This window comes from Kribbella endophytica (assembly GCF_054781295.1).
In genome coordinates, this window is record NZ_BAAGUR010000001.1 from 3,130,229 (window position 1) to 3,151,563 (window position 21,335).

General features: G+C 69.2%; 17 protein-coding genes. 11 read left to right on the top strand and 6 right to left on the bottom strand.

Annotated elements, in window-relative coordinates; translation table 11 throughout:
- Nucleotides 1-3: 3 nt before the first annotated feature.
- The 3 genes from ACYVIO_RS15005 to ACYVIO_RS15015 are packed head-to-tail and all read right to left on the bottom strand — an operon-like array spanning nucleotide 4 to nucleotide 3,040.
- Nucleotides 4-822 (bottom strand): carbohydrate ABC transporter permease, encoded by an 819-nt coding sequence (locus tag ACYVIO_RS15005; RefSeq protein ID WP_460651357.1) that lies wholly within the window; start codon nucleotides 820-822, stop codon nucleotides 4-6.
- Nucleotides 819-1,745 carry a carbohydrate ABC transporter permease gene (locus ACYVIO_RS15010; protein ID WP_460651358.1) on the bottom strand — a complete coding sequence of 309 codons (927 nt, stop codon included), beginning with the start codon at nucleotides 1,743-1,745 and terminating at the stop codon, nucleotides 819-821. Before ACYVIO_RS15010 ends, ACYVIO_RS15005 begins: the two co-directional genes overlap by 4 nt.
- Nucleotides 1,745-3,040, bottom strand: coding sequence for an ABC transporter substrate-binding protein (locus ACYVIO_RS15015; protein WP_460651359.1), 1,296 nt, complete (start codon nucleotides 3,038-3,040; stop codon nucleotides 1,745-1,747). Before ACYVIO_RS15015 ends, ACYVIO_RS15010 begins: the two co-directional genes overlap by 1 nt.
- A 297-nt stretch (nucleotides 3,041-3,337) precedes the next feature.
- On the opposite strand from ACYVIO_RS15015, the gene ACYVIO_RS15020 reads away from it, so the two are divergent.
- The 7 genes from ACYVIO_RS15020 to ACYVIO_RS15050 all read left to right on the top strand — a co-directional run bounded on the left by ACYVIO_RS15020 (nucleotide 3,338) and on the right by ACYVIO_RS15050 (nucleotide 11,985).
- On the top strand, nucleotides 3,338-4,366 hold the full coding sequence (locus ACYVIO_RS15020) for a LacI family DNA-binding transcriptional regulator (protein WP_460651360.1): 1,029 nt from the start codon (nucleotides 3,338-3,340) through the stop codon (nucleotides 4,364-4,366).
- Nucleotides 4,363-5,658, top strand: coding sequence for an extracellular solute-binding protein (locus tag ACYVIO_RS15025; protein ID WP_460651361.1), 1,296 nt, complete (start codon nucleotides 4,363-4,365; stop codon nucleotides 5,656-5,658). The genes ACYVIO_RS15020 and ACYVIO_RS15025 overlap by 4 nt, the downstream gene beginning before the upstream one ends.
- A complete protein-coding gene (locus ACYVIO_RS15030) occupies nucleotides 5,655-6,554 on the top strand; it encodes a carbohydrate ABC transporter permease (protein WP_460651362.1) in 900 nt (299 codons plus the stop codon). Before ACYVIO_RS15025 ends, ACYVIO_RS15030 begins: the two co-directional genes overlap by 4 nt.
- Nucleotides 6,555-7,379: a carbohydrate ABC transporter permease gene (locus ACYVIO_RS15035; protein ID WP_460651363.1), complete on the top strand. Its 825-nt coding sequence runs from the start codon at nucleotides 6,555-6,557 to the stop codon at nucleotides 7,377-7,379. It begins immediately after the preceding gene.
- A 38-nt stretch (nucleotides 7,380-7,417) separates the two neighbouring features.
- Complete coding sequence (locus ACYVIO_RS15040; protein ID WP_460651364.1) at nucleotides 7,418-8,476, top strand: glycoside hydrolase family 130 protein; 1,059 nt, start codon at nucleotides 7,418-7,420, stop codon at nucleotides 8,474-8,476.
- A complete protein-coding gene (locus ACYVIO_RS15045; protein WP_460651365.1) occupies nucleotides 8,473-10,566 on the top strand; it encodes a hypothetical protein in 2,094 nt (697 codons plus the stop codon). The genes ACYVIO_RS15040 and ACYVIO_RS15045 overlap by 4 nt, the downstream gene beginning before the upstream one ends.
- A 345-nt stretch (nucleotides 10,567-10,911) precedes the next feature.
- Complete coding sequence (locus tag ACYVIO_RS15050) at nucleotides 10,912-11,985, top strand: hypothetical protein (protein ID WP_460651366.1); 1,074 nt, start codon at nucleotides 10,912-10,914, stop codon at nucleotides 11,983-11,985.
- Between the two features lie 1,347 nt (nucleotides 11,986-13,332).
- Here ACYVIO_RS15050 and ACYVIO_RS15055 read toward each other — a convergent pair.
- Nucleotides 13,333-14,211 (bottom strand): Rv3235 family protein, encoded by an 879-nt coding sequence (locus tag ACYVIO_RS15055; RefSeq protein WP_460651367.1) that lies wholly within the window; start codon nucleotides 14,209-14,211, stop codon nucleotides 13,333-13,335.
- A 1-nt stretch (nucleotide 14,212) separates the two neighbouring features.
- On the bottom strand, nucleotides 14,213-15,331 hold the full coding sequence (locus ACYVIO_RS15060; RefSeq protein WP_460651368.1) for a LysM peptidoglycan-binding domain-containing protein: 1,119 nt from the start codon (nucleotides 15,329-15,331) through the stop codon (nucleotides 14,213-14,215).
- 167 nt (nucleotides 15,332-15,498) lie between these two features.
- On the opposite strand from ACYVIO_RS15060, the gene ACYVIO_RS15065 reads away from it, so the two are divergent.
- Nucleotides 15,499-16,053 (top strand): hypothetical protein, encoded by a 555-nt coding sequence (locus tag ACYVIO_RS15065; RefSeq protein WP_460651369.1) that lies wholly within the window; start codon nucleotides 15,499-15,501, stop codon nucleotides 16,051-16,053.
- Between the two features lie 8 nt (nucleotides 16,054-16,061).
- On the opposite strand, the gene ACYVIO_RS15070 is transcribed toward ACYVIO_RS15065, so the two are convergent.
- Nucleotides 16,062-16,310: a helix-turn-helix domain-containing protein gene (locus ACYVIO_RS15070; RefSeq protein WP_184804078.1), complete on the bottom strand. Its 249-nt coding sequence runs from the start codon at nucleotides 16,308-16,310 to the stop codon at nucleotides 16,062-16,064.
- 224 nt (nucleotides 16,311-16,534) lie between these two features.
- On the opposite strand from ACYVIO_RS15070, the gene ACYVIO_RS15075 reads away from it, so the two are divergent.
- The 3 genes from ACYVIO_RS15075 to ACYVIO_RS15085 all read left to right on the top strand — a co-directional run bounded on the left by ACYVIO_RS15075 (nucleotide 16,535) and on the right by ACYVIO_RS15085 (nucleotide 21,323).
- Complete coding sequence (locus ACYVIO_RS15075) at nucleotides 16,535-17,194, top strand: SAF domain-containing protein (RefSeq protein WP_460651370.1); 660 nt, start codon at nucleotides 16,535-16,537, stop codon at nucleotides 17,192-17,194.
- A 295-nt stretch (nucleotides 17,195-17,489) separates the two neighbouring features.
- Nucleotides 17,490-18,755, top strand: a complete 1,266-nt coding sequence (locus ACYVIO_RS15080; protein ID WP_460651371.1) for an AAA family ATPase — start codon at nucleotides 17,490-17,492, stop codon at nucleotides 18,753-18,755.
- 1,779 nt (nucleotides 18,756-20,534) lie between these two features.
- A complete protein-coding gene (locus ACYVIO_RS15085; protein ID WP_460651372.1) occupies nucleotides 20,535-21,323 on the top strand; it encodes a DUF4097 family beta strand repeat-containing protein in 789 nt (262 codons plus the stop codon).
- Nucleotides 21,324-21,335 lie beyond the last annotated feature (12 nt).

The window sequence follows — 21,335 nt, forward strand, 5'->3', positions numbered from 1 at the left end:
GGGTCAGCCCTTAAGTCCTGAGGAAGCCAGCGAGCGGATGAACGCCTTCTGGGCAAGGAGGAAGCCGAGCAGCACCGGCAGCACCGTGATGACGTTGCCGGCCATCACGGCGGCCCACTGGGTGTGGTGCTGGCCCTGGAAGGTGGTCAGGCCGAGCTGGAGCGTGTAGTTGGTGTCGTGGTTGATCGCGATCAGCGGCCAGGTCAGGTCGTTCCACGTACTCAGGAACGTCAGTACGGCGACCGTGCTGAGCGCGGGCCGGGCCAGTGGCAGCACGATCGAGACCAGGATCCGCAGCCGTCCGCAGCCATCGATCCAGGCAGCCTCCTCCAGCTCGCGCGGCAGCGAGACGAAGAACTGCCGGAACAGGAAGACCGAGAACGGCGTCACCAGCGACGGCACGATCAGCGCGCCGAGGGTGTCGATCAGGCCGAGGTGCTTCATCACGAGGAAGGTCGGGATCATCGTCAGCTGGAACGGGATCACCATCGTGGCCAGCATCAGCCCGAGCAACGGTTTCGACCCGGCGAACCGCATCCGCGCGAACGCGTAGCCGCCGAGCGAGCCGAGCACGAGGTTCGCGGTCACCGCGACCGTTGACACCAGCAACGAGTTGCCGAACCAGCGCGGGAACAGCGCGTTGCCGAGGACGAACCGGTAGCCGTCGAGGTCGATCCGGCTCGGCCAGAGCGACGGTGGGAACCGGTTGATCTCGGAGTTGCTCATCACCGAGCTGACCAGCAGCCACAGCAGCGGCAGCGCGAACAGCAGCGCGAGCGGCGCGAGGACGAAATGCCAAGGACTGAAGGGCAGACGCTTCATCGCTTCACCCGCCGTTGGTAGACCTGCAGCATGACCCCGATCACCAGCAGGGCAACGGCCAGCGCGTACGCCGCGGCCGCGCTGTAGCCGGCGGTGAAGCTCTTGAACGCCTTCTCCCAGATGAAGTACACGATCACCGTCGTCGATCCGAGCGGTCCGCCCTTGGTGGTGACGAAGACCAGGTCGAACACCTGCAACGCGTTGATCGCCTGGAACAGCACCAGGAAGATCGTGACCGGCGTCAGCGACGGCAGTACGACGTGCCGCAGTACGCCGGTCCGCCCGGCGCCGTCGATCCGCGCGGCCTCGACCAGTTCGGGCTCGACGCTCTGCAGCCCGGCCAGGTAGACGATCACGCAGAAGCCCGTCCCGCTCCACAAGGAGATCGCGACCAGCAGGTAGAGCGCCTGCGACGGATCGCTGAAGAAGCCCTGCGCCGGTAGGCCGAACTGGTGCAGCAACGAGTTGGCCGCGCCGAACTCCGGGTCGAGGACGAACGAGAACAGGACACCCTGCGCGGCCGCCGAGACGACGAACGGAACGAAGATCAGCGTCCGGTAGAGCCCGATCAGCCGGATCTTCCGATCCAGCAGCAGCGCGATCGCCAGCCCGCCGACGACACTCAGCGGGACGTAGAGCGCGGTGTAGACGACGGTGTGCCCGACGGCCTCGCGGAACAGCGGATCGGCCGCGAGCGTGCGGTAGTTGGCGAGCCCGACCCAGCGGCTCGGCGAGACCAGGTCGCTGGCCTGGAACGACAGCAGCAACGACCAGAGCACCGGGAGGACGCTGAGCCCGAGGATGATGACGACCGACGGGCTGACGAACGCCCACGCCGTACGGCCTTCGCCACGGTTGCGTCGCTTGGCCGCTGCGGCCCGGGCTCGTGGATCGACGGTGAACGTGCCGACCACGCTGGCCATCAGCTCGGTACCGCCAGGACGGCGTTCGACTGCTCGACGCACTCCTTCAGCGCGTCGGCGGGGGACTTCTTGCCGAGCAGCACGGACACGATCGCGGTGCCGAGATGCTCGGAGATCTGCGGGTACGCCGTGATGGTCGGCCGGACCCGGGCCGTCTCCAGCGCGTCGACGAAGACCTGCAGCCCGTTCGTCTCGGCTGCGTGCTTCTTCCACTCCGGCAGCGCTGCGGTCGTCGTACTGACGGGAAGGCTGCCGCCCTCCAGGTCCCAGCGCACGTCCTGCTTGGCGTCGAGCATCCAGCGGACGAACTCGGTCGCCGCCTTCAGCCGCGCCGAGCCGTTGTCGAACACGGTCCAGGTGTCCGGCCCGGAGATCGTCACCGCCTTGCCCGAGTACGACGGGAGCGGGACGACGCCGTAGTCCAGCTTGCGGTCCAGGATGTCCGGCAGCTGCCAGGGGCCGGTGGCAACCATTCCCATCCGGCCGCCGAGAAAGACCTGGTAGAGCTGCTCGCCGCCGGGCTTCGGGTCGACGTACAGGGACTTGTCGGTGCGCAGTTTGTCGAGGGTGGCCAGCGCTTGCTCGCCGACCTGCTCGAAGCCGACCTTCTTGCCGTCCTCGGTGACGACGTCGCCGCCGAGGTCCCAGATCATCGGCCAGAGCCGCCAGACGGTGTCCTCGTCGCCGACGCCCGGCCAGCCGGTACCGAAGACGCCCTTGCCGGGATCGGTCAGCTTCGCCGCGGTCGCGACGAAGTCGTCCCAGGTCCAGCCCGCCTTCGGCGCCGGGACACCGGCGGCGGCGAACAGCTTCTTGTTGTAGACGACGCAGAGCGAGTCGAGCAGGGCGGGCGCGGCTCGCACTTTGTCCTTGACGGTGATCGCTGCCTTGGCTGCCGGCCACACGGCGTCGAGCTGGAGCTGCCCGGTGAGGTCGGCGACCTGCGGACTGCGAGTGATGCTGGCCAGGTCCGAGCCGAAGATGTACGCGATGTCCGGGAAGGACCCGGCCGCCAGACCCGCGGTGACCTTCTGCAGCATGCTGTCGGCGGTCACGCCGCCACCGCCGCCGATCACGGCGATCCCCGGATGGGTCCGGTTGAACTCGGCGACCAGCGCGTCGAGCGCCTTCTTGGCGCTGTCGGTCTGGCCGTGCCAGAGGTCGACGGTGACCTGGCCGCCGGTGGTTTCAGGATCGGACTTGCCGCAGCCGGCGAGCCCGGTCGCGACGGCCAGTACGGCGGCCGCTCGCAGGACGTCGCGACGAGACGGTGCTGCAGTGCGGGGGTCGGACACGATTTCTCCATCGGGTCCCGCGGACGCTTTCCCCGCCTCGGGCTCGAGCCCTGGCGCCTGACAACCGGACTCCGAGACTGCTACCGGCTGGGTGCGTCACTGTCACACCGGCATCCGGTGCTTGGTCAGTCAGTAGAGCAACGTGGGTCGGCAGCGTCAAGGACCAATTGCAGAAAAGTGCGCGTAATGCGGTCTTGAGCGCGTTCCCGAACAGGTGACCCGAACCCTTGACGGCGCGGGTTTTGACCGGTTTAGTGACTCTTTAAACCGGTTTAAACACTCAGACAGGAGTGCTACGTGGTCAAGGACCGACCGACGATCGCCGACGTGGCGGCCCGGGCCGGAGTCTCCAAGGGCTCGGTCTCGTTCGCGCTGAACGGACGGCCCGGTCTGGCCCAGGCCACCGTCGACCGGATCCTCGCGGCCGCCGACGACCTCGGCTGGCGGCCCAGCAACCGGGCGCGCTCGCTGTCGGTCTCGAAGGCGTTCGCCCTCGGTCTGGTGATCACGCGGGACCCCGCCGTCCTGTCGTCCGACCCGTTCTTCCCGGCGTTCATCGCAGGAGTCGGGAGCGTGCTCTCGCGCGGCGGTCAGGCGCTCGTACTGCAGGTCGTGACCGCGGGCGAGGACGAGGCGGCCGGGTACCGGCGGCTCGCTCAGGACGGCCGGGTCGACGGAGTCTTCCTGTCCGACCTTCGCCACGAGGACCCGCGGATCGACCTGCTCCGCGAGCTCGGGCTGCCCGCGGTGACGCTGAACCGGCCGGAGGGCTCGTCGCCGTTCCCGGCCGTCTGTCTGGACGACCGTCCGGGCACGGTCGAGGTCGTCGAGCACCTGCTCGCGCTCGGCCACCGGCGGATCGCGCACGTCGCCGGTCCGCCGACGTTCGTCCACGCCACCGCCCGGGCCGACGCGTTCGTCGCGACGCTGGCCGACGCGGGGCTGGAGCCGGCCGGGGTCGAGGTCAGCGACTTCACCGCGGCCGGCGGGATCGAGGCGACCCGGCGGCTGCTCGCGCTGCCGGACCGGCCGACCGCGATCGTCTACGCCAACGACCGGATGGCGATCGCCGGGCTCGGCGCCGCGCAGCGGGCCGGGCTGACCGTGCCCGACGACCTGAGCATCGCGGGCTTCGACGACAGCGAGCTGGCCGAGTTCGTCCACCCCGGCCTGACCACCGTGCGCGCCGACCCCTACGCCTTCGGCGAGGCCGCCGCGAACACCCTCAACCAACTCATCGACGGGACCGGTGACGTGGCCGACGTGGAGCTCCCACCGGCCCGTCTCGTCGTACGCCGTTCGACCGCACGACTGGAGGAGTCATGAAACGACGCAAGGTGACCGCGGCGCTGCTGGCGCTGGGGCTGACCGGAGTCGCCGCAGCCTGCGGCGGCAGTGATGGCGGAGGTGATGCCGACGCGGCCGCGCAGGCCAAGGGCGAGATCACGGTCTGGCTGTCGAACAACGCCGAGGAAGTGGCCTGGGGCAAGCAGATGGTGGCTGCTTGGAACACCGCGCACCCGGAGGAGAAGGTCACCGCGCAGGAGATCCCGACCGGGAAGAGCTCCGAGGAAGTGATCGGTGCCGCGATCACGGCGGGCAACGCGCCCTGCCTGATCTTCAACACCTCGCCGGCCTCGGTGTCGCAGTTCCAGAAGCAGGGTGGCCTGGTGGCGCTCGACGGCTTCGACGGCGGCAAGGAGTACATCGAGAGCCGCACCGGCAAGACCGCGGAGCAGTACAAGTCGACCGACGGCAAGTACTACCAGATGCCGTGGAAAGACAACCCGGTGATGATCTTCTACAACAAGAAGGCCTTCGCCAAGGCGGGCATCGACACCGCCAAGCCGCCGCTGGCGACGTACGACGAGTTCCTGGCCACGTCGCGCAAGCTGGTCGCCGCCAAGGCCGCGAAGTTCGCGATCTACCCGGCGCCGAGCAACGAGTTCTACCAGTCCTGGTTCGACTTCTACCCGTTGTTCGCGGCCGAGACCGGCGGCAAGCAACTCATCGCCGACGGCAAGGCGCAGTTCGCCTCGGACGAGGGCAAGAAGGTCGCGACGTTCTGGCGGACCATGTACGCCGACAAGCTGGCCTCGCAGGAGAAGTACACCGGCGACTCGTTCGTCGACGGGACCGCCGCGATGGCGATCGTCGGCCCGTGGGCGGTCGCGACGTACAAGGGCAAGGTGGAGTGGGGCGCCGTGCCGGTGCCGACGTCGGCCGGGAAGCCCGCTGGTGAGACCTACACCTTCAGCGACGCGAAGAACGTCGCGATGTACTCGGCGTGCAAGAACCGTGGGACGGCGTGGGAGGTGCTGAAGTTCGCGACCAGCAAGGAGCAGGACGGCAAGTTGCTGGAGGCCACCGGTCAGATGCCGCTGCGTGACGCGGTCGCCACGGCGTACCCGGAGTACTTCCAGAAGAACCCCGACTACCAGCAGTTCGCCGACCAGGCCGCCCGCACGGTCGAGGTCCCGAACGTGCCGAACTCGATCACGATCTGGCAGACCTTCCGTGACGCGTACTCCAAGTCCGTGATCTTCGGTCAGGAAGACCCGGGCGCGGCCCTCGACGGCGCCGTCCAGAAGGTCGATCAGCTCGCCAAGCAGTCATGAGCACACGTACCGGGGTGCTGGGCAAGATTCTCGGCAAACAGCCGATCGGGTCGCTGTTCGTCACCCCGTACGTGATCTTCCTGGCGGCCGTCTTCGCCTACCCGCTCGGGTTCGCCGTGTACATGTCGTTCCACGACTACTTCTTCACCGCGCCCGGCGCGATCGTCGACCGGCCGTTCGTCGGGTTCGAGAACTACGCCACGGTGCTGTCGGACCCGGCCGTACGGCGCTCGTTCGTCAACGTCGGCGTCTTCCTGCTGATCAACGTGCCGCTGACCGTGGTGCTGTCGCTGCTCCTGGCGTACGCGCTCAACGGTGCTGTTCGGTGGCGCGGGTTCTTCCGGGTCAGCTACTACGTCCCTTATGTGACGGCGAGTGTCGCTGTGGTCGGGGTCTGGCTGTTCCTGTTCAACTCGAACGGTCTGGTCAACTCCGTGCTCGGGCCGCTCGCGCCTGATCCGTCGTGGTTGGTCAACTCGAAGCTGGCGATGCCGACGGTCGCGATCTACGTGACCTGGAAGCAGCTCGGGTTCTTCATCCTGCTCTACCTGGCCGCGCTGCAGAACGTGTCCAAGGACCTGTACGAAGCGGCGTCGATGGACGGCGCCGGGCGGATCAAGTCGTTCTGGAACGTGACCGTGCCGGGGGTGCGGCCGGCCACGACGCTCGTCGTACTGCTGGCGACGGTGACCGGGGCGAACCTGTTCACCGAGCCGTACCTGCTCACCGGCGGTGGCGGTCCGGACGGCGCGTCCGCGTCGCCGGTGCTGATCATGTACCAGCGCGGGATCGAGCAGGGCAACCCGGACATCGGGGCCGCGATCGGGGTGCTGCTCGTGATCGGCGTACTGATCCTGGCGCTGGTCGAACGACGCTTCGTCGGGAGGGAGAACTAGATGAAGAGCCCGTGGAAGTTTCTCGGCCTGCTGGTCGGGGCGTTCGTCTTCCTGTTCCCCTTCTACTACATGCTCGTCGGCAGCCTGCAGACCGAGCCGGATCCTTCGGTCGGCGGCGCCTTTCCCTCGCCGGGGAACCTGACGGGGCACAACTACGCGGAGATCAACGCGGCGATCAACCTCGGGCGGTCGCTGCTGAACTCGGGGATCTTCACCGGTGGGGTCATCCTGGGCACGCTCGTGTTCGGCGTACTGGCGGGCTATGCGCTGGCCCGGCTGCAGTTCCGCGGTCGCGGCGCGGTGTTCAACCTGGTGCTGCTGGTCCAGGTGATCCCGTTCCAGCTGCTGACGATCCCGCTGTACGTGATGATCGTGCGCAGCTACGGGCTGGCCGACTCCTACCTCGGGATGATCCTGCCGTTCGCGATCAACTCGACCGCGGTGTTCGTGTTCCGGCAGTACTTCCTGCAGCTGCCGCAGGAGTTGTTCGACGCGGCGCGGATCGACGGCGCGGGAGAGCTCGCCATCTTGTGGCGGGTGGCGATCCCGTTGGTCAAGCCGGCGCTGCTGACCGGCGTACTGCTGACGTTCATCGGGCCGTGGAACGAGTTCCTCTGGCCGTTCCTGATCACCAAGCAGCAGGACCTGCAGCCACTCGCGGTCTCGCTGTCCAACTACCTGACGACTGTGTCGGCGCGGGCCGCGAACCCGTTCGGCGCCGTACTGGCCGGGGCCTGTGTCCTGGCCGCTCCGGCGGTCGCGCTGTTCGTGATCTTCCAGCGCCGCTTCATCTCCTCCAGCCTCGAGTCCGGGGTCAAGGGCTAAGTCTTGCTGCGCTTTCTTTCTTTGAAGGGGTTTTGACTGTGACTGTTCCGTACACGCTGACGCGCGTCGGTGTCGTGATGACGCCCGAGCCGGGCAACGAGTTGGAGTCCGAGGGTGTGCTGAACCCGGCCTCCGGGCACACGCCTGATGGCACTTTGTACCTGCTGCCGCGACTGGTTGCTCCGGGCAATGTTTCTCGGGTCGGTCTGGCCCGCGTCTCGCTGGACGACGGGGTTCCTGTCGGGGTCGAGCGGGAGGGTGTTGTGCTGGAGCCCGACGAGGGCTGGGAGCGCGGGCTGAACAACGCCGGCGTCGAGGACCCGCGGGTGACGTGGGTCCCGCTGCTGGGTCTGCACGTGATGACGTATGTCGCGTACGGGCCGCTCGGGCCGAAGCCGGCGCTGGCAGTGTCGGAGGATCTGCGGTCCTGGACGCGGCTGGGGCCGTTGCACTTCGAGTACCAGTCCGATCTGGACACGGATCTGAACCTGTTCCCGAACAAGGACACGGTGTTCTTCCCCGAGCCCGTGCCGGGGCCGGACGGCGAACCGTCGTACGCGATGCTGCACCGGCCGATGTGGGACCTGGGCTGGTTCCGCGAGGGCGAGGGCGTGCACCTGCCGGCTGGCGTGACCGATGATCGGCCGGGGATCTGGGTCTCCTTCGTTCCCGTGTCCGAAGTCGAACGCGGGCTGGAGAACCTCGTCCACCTCCGCCACCACCGGCTCGTCGCGATGTCCGAGTACCCCTTCGAGGCGTTGAAGATCGGCGCCGGGCCGGCGCCGCTGCGCGTTCCTGAGGGTTGGCTCGTGATCCACCACGGCGTGACGGGGGAGCAGCCGAAGGGCTTCGATCCGACGACGCAGAAGGTCAGCTACGCGGCGGGTGCGCTGCTGCTGTCGTTCGATGACGTGACCAAGGTCATCGACCGTACCGCGGAGCCGATCCTGGTGCCGGAGACCGAGGAGGAGCGGATCGGAACGGTCGGCAACGTGGTCTTCCCGACGGCGATCGAAGAGGTCGACGGGGTGCACTACGTCTTCTACGGCATGGCCGACGCGAAGATCGGCGTCGCCCGCTTGGATCGGGTGTCATGACAGTCTTACGACGGCCGATTGGGCCGGCTGCCGCGGCCGTGTCGCGGCGAGCTGTCCTCGGCGGATCGCTCGCACTGGCTGCTGGGTTGCCCACGGCAACTGCCACCGCAGCCCCGTCTGTGGTTGGGGCTGCTGCTTCCAAGTACCAGCGCGCCAACCTCAGTCACCTCGACTTCCTGGGTGACTCGGTGTCGCCTCCGGCTGTTGTTGGGCACTCGACGTACAGCTCTGGTCCCCTCGGAGTGCTCTGGACGTACGCCGACCGCCGTGCCGACGGCACGTACGCCCGGATCGGCGGCGGCCCGTACGACGCCGCCACCGACACCTACGGCCAGGGCGCGTTCAACGCCGACGACCTAGCCCGCGCGGCCGTCGTCTACCTGCGGCACTACCGCGCCCATCGCGACGCCCACAGCCGCTCGGCGGCGTACGGGCTGTTGCGCGGGCTGACGTACCTGCAGACGACCAGCGGCGCCAACGCAGGCAACGTCGTGCTCTGGATGCAGCCGGACGGCACACTCAACCCGAGCGCCGAGCCGGTCGAGCTGCCGGACCCGTCAGACAGCGGTCCGTCGTACTGGCTGGCTCGGACGGTCTGGGCGCTGGGGGAGGGGTACGAGGTCTTCCGTACGGTCGATCCGGCGTTTGCTCGGTTCCTGCGTACGCGTCTCGAGTTGGCTCTCGACGCGTTGGATCGTCAGGTGCTGGTTCGCTATGGCACCTGGAACGTGGTCGACGGCCGGCGGGTTCCGGCTTGGCTCATCGTCGCGGGCGCAGACGCTACTTCGGAGGCTGTGCTGGGACTGAGCGCGTACGTGCGTGCGGGTGCGGGTTCCTCAACCGCCTCCGCCAACGCAGCGGGCGCCTCAAGTACCGGCGTGCTCTCCGGAGCTGGTGCCAGTGGCGGGCCCGCCCGTGCCCGGCGTACTCTCGCTCGTTTTGCCGAGGCCATCGCCGCCATGGGCGCCGGCAGCACCCGCGAGTGGCCGTTCCGCGCACTGCTCCCGTGGGGCGAGTCGATCTCCAACTGGCACGCCTGGGGCGCCCAGATGCCCTCCGCACTCGCCGCAGCCTCCACCGCCCTGCACAACCCGCGCCTACTCGCCCCAGCTCTCGGCGACGCCGCCGGCTTCACCCCACTGCTGCTGACCGCAGGCGGCCCTGACAACGGCTGGCTGCCGGCCCCAATCGACCGCACGCAGATCGCGTACGGCGTAGACGCCCGCCTGCAGGCCCTGCTCGGCGTCGCCTCGGCAGGCAACCGCCCCGGCCTCCGCCAGGTCGCCGCCTTCGTCGCCGCCTGGTACTTCGGCGCCAACCGCGCCGGCGAACCGACGTACGACCCCAGCATGGGTCGCACGTACGACGGCGTCTCCGGCGACGGCGTCATCAACCGCAACTCCGGCGCCGAGTCGACGATCCACGGCCTGCTCTCGATGCTCGCCCTGGACGCCAACCCGTCCGTCGCCCACCAAGCCGAAGCCCTGGCCAGTCGTCCTGTGACCTCCGGCCTGCAGGTGGTCGAGGCCGAGTCCGCTCAACTGTCCTCCGGCGCCACAGTCGTCACCCCGCCGTCCGCCTGGACCGGCGAATCCCAGTGGAGCAACGGCTCGTATGTCGACCTGCCCGCCGGCTCCCGAGCCGACTGGACTCTTCCGGCCTCGGTCGAAGGGCGCCTCGTTCTCCCCATCGTGGACCTGATCCCTGACCGCTCGGCCGGTACGACGACCTGGTCCACCGGCGGCGTCATCCGCCACGGCTCCGGCGGCCCGCAAGGAGTCTCGGCCGCCCCCGGCGCTCTGCTCCCCGTAGGGGTCGGTCTACTACCCGCCGCGGCGACCACTCTCACCGCAACGTCCAGCGGCCGCGACGTTCGTGTCGACGCGTTGCTCCTCCTCCCACTGATCAGCAAACTCCAACTAGGCGCTGGCCAGCTCCTGGTCAGCGTCGACCGCCACCCCCGCTCGGTCCCAGTCACCCACCGCGGGACCGCCTACTCCTACACGTCGTCCGGCCAACTCCACTCCCGCCGACCGGCGAACGGCCGCGTAGAGGTCCTCCCCGGCGGCTTCACCGTCGTACTGAACTGAGCGCCTCAGCAACGAACTCCAACGCCAACCCTCTTTGCTGGAACAGCTGCCGACTGTCGGCCTGCTGGTGGTACGCGCGATGAGACCTGTCTCCCGCCTGCCCCAGCAGCGCCGGCAGCCGTACTTCACCCCCGACGCCATCACCTGATCAGCCTCGCCGCTCCACCCGGCCGGCCGCGTCCGTCACGCACTCGACCGACGCGGTCACCGCGTCAACGGGTCGTGCCGCAACGCCGTACGGCCCATTGGTTGCTCACTCACCCCACTTATATGGGTAGTCCCACCCGAGAATTAGGCACCCGTCACCGACGCGATCCCGCCCGGTCTGACGTCCAATCAGAAGCTGTGACCCTCTCCGACCACTCCTCAGTACCGGCCCAGCACCACGCACCTCGCCGCCAGGTGCAACTGCTCGGCAGCATCCCGGCCCCGAGCGCCGAGGCTGCGATCCAGCAGGCGCTCGACCTGCTGGGCACCCGCACCAGCCTCCTCCCCGACGGCGAAGCCGGCGACCGCCAGCTCTGGATCCTCAACCTGATCCGCGACCTCGGCAACCACCCCGACCTCGAACAACGCCGCCCCGGCGATTGGTCGGACTACGACCACACGTCCCGCCTCGGCGTCCGCCGCGGCCACCACTTCGACGGCACCGGCGTCGACCTGGGTCACGTCAAAGCCTTCGAGACGGGGTACGCGGCCCTCCAAGCAGTTGCCGCCCGCAACAACCGCGACAACCTCAGCTTCCTCGTCGGCCTCCCCGGCGACTTCGACCTGGCCCTCTTCACCTTCGGCCCACTCGGCGGCTTCCGCTACCGCAAGGTCTTCGCCAACCTGATGCTCCAGGAAATCGAAGCCATTCACGCCCGCGCAGGCGACCGAGTCGTCTTCCAACTAGAACTCCCCGCAGAACTCGTCTTCATCACCCAACTCCCCAAGGCGCTTCGCTCTCTGGCCGCGCGTTATCTGGCCCGCCAAATCACCACGATGATCCGCCAAGCCCCCACCGGCGCCCGTTTCGCTCTACACCTCTGCCTGGGCGACCTGCAAAACAAAGCCCTCGGCAACCCCCACAACGCCGAACCCATGGTCACCCTCGCCAACGCCCTCCTGAAGTCGTGGCCGACCACCCACCCCCTCGACTACCTCCACCTCCCCTTCGCCGCCGGTGAATCCCCAGCCCCCACCACCCCCGACTTCTACCGCCCCCTGACCCACCTCACCGTCCCACCCGAAACCCGCCTGGTAGCCGGCTTCATCCACGAATCCCAACCAGACAAGGCATTGGCGGACACCCTCCACCTCATCGAGTCAGCCGCCCGCCGCCCAGTAGACATAGCCACCGCCTGCGGCCTAGGCCGCCGAACCCCCCAAGCCGCCACCCAAGCCCTAACCAAGTCCGCCACCACCGCCGACAGCTAACCCAACCCACCGCCACCCGCCCCCGCACCTGACACGCAGCCCCACCCCGTTCCACTCCCACCCCAGCCCACGCCGGCTCCTCACCCACCTGCGCCAATTCCACCCCGGCCCGCACCTCTGACCCGCCGGCCCACTCCGTTTCACCCCACCTCTGCAACACACGCCAGTCCACGCCACTGCCTCACCCAGCTGCGCCACTCCACCCCGGCCTCGCACCTGACGCGCAGGCCCACCCCGTTCCAATCCACCTCGGCTCCGCGCGCCAGCCCACGCCGCCTCCTCACCCGGCTGCGCCAACTCCACCCCGGCCTCGCAACTGACGCAGGCCCACCCCCGTTCCAGTCCCACCTCAGCTCCGTACGCCAGCCCACGCCGCCTCCTCACCCGGCTGCGCCACTCCACCCCGGCCGCGCCGCCGGTGCAGCAGCCCCTACCCCCAGCCGTATCCGGCGCAGCAGCCCCCACGCCCGTCCTACCCCGACCCGCACCCGGTGCAGCAGCCCCGCCGCCGGTCCTACCCCGGCCCGCACCCCGTACGGCAGCCCCGCCCCGAGCCTGGCCGCTCCACCAGCCCGCCAAGGCCATCCGATGCCGGATCGTCGGACCGCCCATCACCAACCGCTACCCAGGCCTAGCCGCCACCCGACACCCGCCCTCGGACGAGGCCCCGACGCCTGAGCAACATGCTCCCCACCAGCCGATCCCAGCTACTGAGGCCACGCCCCAGATGTGGGTAGTCCACCCCGAGATATAGGCAGTCCGCACCGATGCGCCACCCACCCAAGGTGCGGTCCAATAGAACCTGCTGGTGGAGCGCCCGGGGGCGGTCGCTCCACCAGCCCACCCCGAGCAGTCCCGGACCACAAGCGCCCGAGACCGCTCCCGGGGGCCGCTTCGCACCTTCCCAGCGCCCACGCGCCCCAAAGCACCCCCGGGTCAGGTCACCTCCACGCCTTTAGCCCCGCAGAGCCCGTACGCCGAACCCACCTGAGCCGCGTACGCCGAGCCAGGCCACCCGGGCAGCGCCAGCCGCACTGCGCACGCCGAGCCAGCCCCCTCGGGCAGCGTCGCCTAGGGCTCGTACGCCGAGCTGCGCCACCCAAACCTCGCCGCCAGGCCCGGCCTCAAGCTGACTCAGCCGCGCCGATCAGCGGACCACACTGCCCGTCCAACCCACCTGGCCCGTGTATGCCGGGCCATCGGCGCAGCGCCAGCCACACTGCGAATGCCGGGCTCCCACCTGGGTTGAGCCCAGCCCCCGCCCTGAGCGCGAGCCGAGCCCCCGCCCCGAGCGCGCCCCGAGTCGCGCTCGGAGCTGGGCAGTCACGGGTGGGTTGCATGTGCCGCTCAGCCGAGTTCCAGGGCTGTGCAGACCCAGCGGCCTCGGCGGGTTTCGAGGCGGAGGGCCATGGCTCGGGAGCGGCCGCCGGTTCGGAGGTGGGCGGCGACCTCGGCGACGCCGGCCTCCGGGTGGCAGATGTGGACCGAGCGAACCGAACTCCGCTCCCTCGTCGCACGCTTTCCCGCGGTGGTGGTCAGGCCGAGCAGCCGCACCCGGCGGTGCACGTCGACGTACACGGCTGTGTCGGTCCACCGAGTCAGCTGGCTCACTGGGCGATCTCCACCGATCGTCTCGGCGATCGCCTGCACCAAGCGGGTCGCCCACTCGCGGACCTCAGGCAGCGCAGGCACAGTCGGAACGAGCCGCAAGGTCGGACGAGGCGGGATCTCCTCGTCCGCCTCGTACTGCAGGGCCAAGGCGCCGCGAGTAGGCACAGCCTCCGCCCGCTTCCGAAGCGCGGTAGCTGCCGTCGGGTAGGTCCGAGGCGCCTCTGCCGACGGGGCCTGTGCAGTCGGCGTACCGGGGCGATTGGTCAGTACGCCGGTTGTCGCGCCGCCGGCGACCGGCTGGACAGCGCTCGCGACGCCCGTCGGGCCTGAGGTGCGCTCGCTGCCAGCAGTGCCAGCAGTGCCGCCAGTGCCGCCAGTGCCGCCAGTGCCGCCAGTGCCGCCAGTGCCGCCAGTGCCGGCGGGGCTGGCGGGGTCGGCGGTGCCAGCGCTGCTAGCCGTGTCATCGGCGGTCGGGCCTGCGGTGAACTCGGCGATTGATGCCGGGGCGACGTTGTGGAGGCTCGGGCTCGTGGGGTCGGTGTCGGCCGCGGTCGGCGTCTCGGCCGGGGAGGTGGAGGGGTGGGGGACGGACGTGAGGTTTCGTCGGGTGGTCATGTCACTTCTCCTGAGGGGTCTGCGGCACGGGACGGTCGAGGGAGGCCGGCGACTGGAGTACCTGGCCGGGGAGGAGCAGATCTGGGTCGGCGCCGATCACTGCGCGGTTCGCGGCGTACCAGTGCGGCCAGCGCGCGGCGATCGCCGAGTCCGAAGCGTTTGGTCCGAGTTCGGCTGCGGCGATCGACCAGAGCGACTCGCCGCGAAGCACCACGTGCCGGCCGCTCTGCAGATCCGTGTACCGAACCGGAGCCCCATCGGTAGGCCGATCCGGCACCCGAATCCCCGGCTCGCCAGCCCGAGGCCCCACCGGATCTCCGGTCCGACCGGTTCCACCGGGCATCGTCGCGCCCGGCTCCCCGGTTCGAGCAGGTCCACCGGACTGAGTCGCCGTCGGCTGCCCAGCCCGAGCCGGGCCCGGCTTAGTCGCTGACGGATGCCCGCTCCGGCTAAGCCCATCGGTCGGCCCGGACGCTGGCCGATCGCTCGGCCGGGTGGTCGTCGTATCGCCTGTACGAGTGGTCGACGGATCGGGAGTTGCCGGGCCGTTGGGGCGCTCACTCCCCGTCGTACCGGCGATCTCGAGCTTCGAGCTCGGCTCGTACTGCGGGCGGCCTGTGGTCTGGGCCGGGTCGGTCAGGCGAACGCTCGACGGCTTCTCCGTGAGGCGCCATTCGTTGGGCGAGATCGGCTGGTCGAGGCGGACGGTCGAGACCGGCTCGGTCGCGCGCCAGGCGGCGCCGGAGGTCGTCGTGTGCTGCGGCGGATTGGCCGGCGACGCGTGCGCTACGCCGATGGTCAGCGGCGTGACAGCAGCAACGCCCAGTGCCGAGCGGAGCAGAGTCCGCGAGGTCTGCGAGGTGATCCGGCCGACCAGCGCAGCTCCAGTGCGACCCAGTACGCCGGGCGCCTGTTCGAGCACCGTGGCGAGTACGGCGAGCAGCAGCCATGCGTACGCCGTCCAAGCGACCGCGGCGACCGCGACGAACGCCATCGAGATCAGGTCCCGCGTCGACGCCTCGTTCATGGCGCCGGCGGTCACCCAGCGCAGCGCGAAGCCGGCGCCGGTCAGTGCACTCAGCGCGATCAGCGCCTTCAGCCCCCGGATCATCGCGTTCATCTCCTTTTGCCCTCGATCTATGCGTTTGCGTTAGTTTGCATTGGCTTGACCAATATAGACCGCTCTCAGCGAGGTTTGGCAAGTCCAAGACAGATGTATTGGCGACGGAGAGTGGAGATCGAGCACGGAGAGTGCTGGTGAGCGATCGAGACGGTAGGTTCGAGCGCATGCGTCTGGATGCTCTGTTCGAGGACCTGGAGTCGCAGTTCGCGGCGCTGCAGGACGGTGATCTGTACGGCGAGGTCGCCGAACGGATCCGGGCCGAGGTCGGCAAGATCACGCTGCTCGACCGGCTCCGCGGAGCGGTCGGCACGGTCGTCCGGGTCGAACTGACGCACGCCGAGCCCGTTCAGGGCGAACTGGTCCGAGTCGGCAAGGACTGCCTGCTCCTCGAGGCCGAACGCTTCGAGGAATGGCTGATCCCCGTCGAGGCCCTCACCTCGATCCACGGTCTCGGACCCTGGGCCGAACCAGCCGAGGGCGCCATCGCGGCCAAGCTCGGACTAGCGCACCTGCTCCGCGGGATCGCTCGCGACCGGTCGCCGGTGACTCTGTTCTGCGCGGGTCCTCACGCGCATCCGATCACCGGGACCATCGACCGCGTCGGCGCCGATTTCATCGAGATCGCCGAACATCCGCTCGATGCGCCTCGCCGTCGTACCGAGGTCTACAACACCCGGTTGGTCCCCACCCAGGCCCTCTCAGCCCTCCGTCGCCGCTGACCGGCCGACTACTGGTGGACGTCCTCGGACTGCTCGGCTTCCTCGCCGAACGGGTGGCTGGTGATGAACTGGCGGGTCTCGGTGTACAGCCGCTCGATGTACTTCTCCAGCTCGGTGGCCTCGACCCGCCACTGGCCGCGGCCGCCGATCTTCACGGCGGGGATGTCGCCGCGGCGGACCAGTGCGTAGACCTGGTTGGCCGAGATGTTCAGGACCTCGGCGACGTCGGAGAGCTGGAGGAAGCGCGGTGCAGGCATACGTCCTGACGCCCTTTCGCTGGTCGACGTAGGGAGTAGGAACTGCAACTTCCTGCAGTTCCTGTTTCTTTAGTTTGCCACGGTTGGCCCCCGGACGATTGAGTTTGTCCCCAGGCCACTCCGCTGTCGCGACGCTGTGGACAACCGAAAGCACGCAACGCGACGGAGTTGGCAGAATGGGCGGCTCCGGAGCGCGACCGACAGGTGACAGGAAAGAGTCAGACGTGGTGCAGAGTCCAGTTCGCAGCGGGTTCGCGGTGCCGTCGGCGCCGCCGCAGCGCAACCGCCGAGCCCGGTGGAAGGACGGCCGGCTCGTCCTCGGCGTGCTGCTGGTCGCGATCACAGCGCTGGCCGGCGCCAAGCTGCTGTCGTCCGCCGACGACACCACGACGATCTGGGCCGCCGACCGCGACCTTCCGGCCGGCACCAAACTGACCTCGGAGGACCTGACCACGGTCCGCGTCCGCTTCACGAGCGGTGACGCCGCCGGCCAGTACGTCGCGGCCGACGCCGACCTGCAGGGTCTGGTGATGGTCCGCGCGGTGAAGGCCGGCGAGTTCGTCCCGCGCCAGGCCGCGGTGACCCAGACGGACAACGACCGCACCGAACTGCCGCTCGCGATCGCCACCGGTCGCCTGCCCATCGACACTGCGGCCGGGGATCAGGTGGACGTCTGGGTCATCCCCAAGGATCCCGTCCAGCCGGCACGGAAGCTGTGGGAGACAGTTCGCGTCAGCCAGATCGACGCGGTCAAGGGCGTCGCCGGAGGGTCCGCGCGTCGGCAGGTGCTGATCGGGTTGGACCCGGCCGACCTACCGAAGCTTCCCGCCGCGCTCGCTGCGATGAGCGCCGGAGAGCCCGTCCTCGTACGGCGAGGCCGCTGATGGGCAAGCTGAGCACCCGGCGAGGCGGGCGTCGTACGGCGAGGGTGTCGCCGGAGGTGCGCAGTCGGCGTACTGGATTTCGTCCGGCTGGAGTGCGGCTGGGAGCGGTGAGTGCGTGGGGAGCTGGTCCGCGTGTGCTGGCGGCTGCGGTCTGCTGCCGGCGGAGTGGTCGTTGGTCGGTGAGGGCGTTGGTGGGCACGGTCTACCAGGCGCGGTGTGTCCACTGCGGCGGTCGGCGTACTGGCTCGTGGTTGGTGAGGTTCGGTGGGGCGGGGCTTGTTGGGTGGGGGTGTTGATGGCTGTTCCTGTGTTGCTGGCGGTGACGGGTGCGCCGTGGGAGGCGGACGTCGTACGGCGGGCTGAGCAGGCGCCGGGGATTCGGATCGTGCGGCGGTGTGTGGACATTGCCGACGTGATGGCCGCGGCGGCGAGTGGGCAGGCTCGGGCGGTGCTGCTTGCGGAGGATCTGCCGCGGCTGACGTCGGACGCGGTGGCGGCGCTGCATGCGCGGCGGATCGTCGTACTGGCGCTTGTCGACCCGTCCGACAACGGTGCGCCGAGTGGTGCCGAGGATCGGCTGGCGCGGATGGGGATCGAACGGATCCTGCCGGCCGATGTCAGCGGTGAGGATCTCGGGCGCGCGATCACCGATGCGGTGGATTCGGGGCCGCCGACGACGGTGTCGCACTTCGCCGGTGGGTTCGTGCCGGTGCCGCCGGGGACGACGCCGCCCGAGCGGCACTACGACCCGTCGGGCAAGGGGAGGCTGCTCGCGGTCTGGGGGCCGACCGGTGCGCCGGGGCGGAGCACGGTCGCGGTCGGGCTCGCGAGTGAACTGTCGGCGCGGCAGATTCCTACGTTGCTGGCCGATGCGGATGTGTACGGCGGGTCGGTGGCGCAGATGCTGGGGATTCTCGACGAGACCTCGGGGCTTGCTGCTGCGGCGCGGTCGGCCGGCAGTGGATCGCTCGACGTGGAGCTGCTGGCTCGGCATGCGCGCGGGGTTGCTGACTACTTGTTGGTGCTGACGGGGTTGAGCCGCGCCGACCGATGGACGGAGTTGCGTCCGACCGCGCTGGAGTCGGTGTGGTCGACGGCGCGGCAGTTGGCGCCGTGCACTGTGGTCGATGTCAGTTTCTGCGTCGAGAGCGACGAGGAGATCTCGTTCGACACACTCGCTCCACGGCGGAACGGTGCGACCCTGGCGACGCTGGAGGAAGCTGACGAGGTGATCGTCGTCGGTACGGCGGACCCGGTCGGGCTGACGCGCTTGATCCGATCTCTGCACGAACTGCGCGCGATGGTGCCGTCGGCAACTACTCGGGTGGTGGTGAACCGGGTGCGCTCGGGGTCGCTCGGGAGTTCGCCGGCGGATGCGGCGGCCGAGGCGCTGAACCAGTACGCCGGGGTGGAGCCGGCGGCGTTGCTGCCGTTTGACCTGGCGGCGACCGATGCCGCGCTGACCCACGGGCGGAGCCTGCTTGAGACGGCGAAGTCGAGCAAGCTCCGCAAGGCGTTTCAGCAGTTGGCGGCGGGGGTGGAGAAGGACCACCTGAGCTAGTCCACTGTTCGACTCGAGCGATCGAGCCGGAGCAGCCGAGGCGGAGATGGACCACCTGAGCTGCCCGCCGGTGGACTCGATCGAGCCGGAGCGGCGGGGTGGAGGTGGACTGCTCGGGGTAGTCCGTCGGTGGTCTGGAGCGATCGAGCCGGAGCAGTCGGGACAGGTGAACTCGGCGGGTCGGCACCGCCGGGGAGATCGTCGAACCCGCTTGCCCTGATCGCAGGCTGGGCCAGGCGATTGGGAGCGGGGGTGGAGGTGGACTGCTCGGGGTAGTCCGTCGGTGGTCTGGAGCGATCGAGCCGGAGCAGTCGGGACAGGTGAACTCGGCGGGACGGCACCGCCGGCGAGGTCGTCGAACCCGCTTGCCCTGATCGCAGGCTGGGCCAGGCGATTGGGAGCGGGGGTGCAGGTGGACTACTTGGGGTGGTCTGTCGGTGGTCTGGAGCGAGCGGGCCGGGGCAGCCGGGGACAGGTGAACTCGGCGGGCCGGTACCACGCAGCTCGCAGGCCAGGATCAGGCGGATCGCGCGGGGAGGTCGTCGAACTCGCTCGCCCTGATCGCGGGCGTTGGGGCCGGTCGGGTGGGAGGCCATGGGCAGGACGTGGGCGGATAGGTGGCGGCGCACGGCGTTGGTCGGCGGGTGTTCTTTCGCGCGCGTCGGCGTACATCAGGCGTGGGACTTGTGCTGGCTAGTTGTGGGTGCTGCGCGAGGGGGGCGATGTGGTGGATGGACTCGCAGGGCGGTCTCGCGGATTGGCGGATGGAGCACGGGCGAGACCGGGGCACGTGTGGTTGTGCTGGGTCGGACGTGTGGGGTGGTCGTAGGCGGTGGGGTGGCGCTGGCTTGGGGGAGGGCTCAGCGGTCGGGGGGCCGGTGGATGCTCGGGGTGGGATGGCCGACGTGCACCGCTGATCAACCTGGTGTTGCGGGGGTGACACGCGGGGGACACGCCGGCCAGGGGTCTGCCGGAGGAGGTTGATCAGTGGTGGGCGTCGGTGGCTGCCGCCGGGTTGTCCTGGGCGTACGGGCTGATGCCGGTCCGCCTGGACGGCTGACTAGGTGTGGGTGGGTGCGTGGGCTTGGGTGCGGGCTGTGGGGGTTGGGCGGTTGTCGGCGAATGAGGGCGTGGGGTCGTCGTACGGGGTGAGTTGCCGAGCTGCCAGGTAGTTCTGCGGGGTGGTAGTCGGCGGGTGGCGATGGTTGGGGTCGGCGAGTAGGCGCCTCGGGCGGAGCGTGGGTTGGGGCCGGGCGTGGTGGTGGCGGATGGGGATGAAGGTCCCGAGTGGGAGTGGTGCGGCGGCGTACGGGCGAGTGGTGCGCATGTGGGACGGGCGTGGTGGCGAGGTGGGAAGGTCTCGAGCGGGGCGGGCTGGGCCGTGCGGTGCGGTGCGGTGCGCACGGCGTACGGCGTACGGGCAAGTGGTGCGCATGTGGGACGGCCGTGGTGGCGAGGCGGGAAGGTCCCGGGCGGGGCGGGGCCGGGGCGGAAGATGCCGTGGGCCTGCAGGCGTACGGCGTACCGGTCGCTCCAGGGGCGGTGCGGTGCGCGGGATGGGCAGGTGGTGGTGCTCGTTCGGGACGGGGAGTGATGGCGCGGCTTGGGGGCGCGCGGTGGATGGCTGGGGACCGGCGAGGGCGCGGAGCGGGTGGGTCGGGGTTGGAGTGGGGGGAGTCAGGGGTGGATTGAGGTGTTTTCGGGGGGAAACCCCACCGACAGGGGACCGGGGGTGTGCCAGGGTGAGGGGGTCAGCAAGGGAGTAGCTAGGGGAGTGCGATGTCCGAGGTGCAGGGTCGGTCGAGTGGGGCGATGACTCCTGAGCGGCGGTTCGGGATTGCGATCTCGGTGGCGTTGATTCTCGGGGGTGCTTACTGGGCGCTGACGAACCTGACCGAGGAAGCGAAGGCGACGCAGGGTAGTTATCCGGTGCAGGGGACCTCGTTGACGGTGGTGAGCAAGTCGTCGGACATCGAGGTGGTGGCTGGGGACGTGCGGGAGATCAAGGTCGAGCGGAAGTTCAAGAAGACGGTGTTCGGGAGTGATCCGGACGAGAGCTACCGCGACGGCAAGCTCGAGGTGAAGGCGAACGGGTGCACGTTCATGTCCTTCGGGTGTGCGACGGACTACGTGATCACGGTGCCGAAGGATCTGAAGGTCTCGGTCGACAACACGAGTGGGACGGTGAAGGTGTCCGATGTTGCCGAGATCGGGAAGTTGAAGACGACGTCGGGGGACATCGAGGTGCATGGTGGTGGCGGGGAGATGACGCTGGATGCCACCTCGGGGGACATCGAGGGGACGGCGCTGACGGCGACGACGGTGCATGGGAAGACGACGTCTGGGAAGGTCGAGTTGACGTTTGTTTCGGCGCCTCAGGAGGTTCGGGCGCAGGGGACTTCGGGGGATGTCACGGTGCTGGTGCCGGAGGGGTCTGAGACTTACAAGGTCGACACCGACACCTCGTCGGGTGATGAGCACACTGAGCTCAGGACGGATCCGGCGGCGACCCGGACGATCACGGCGAAGACGTCGTCGGGCGATGTCTCGGTTGAGTACGCCAACTAGTTTTCAGGTGCG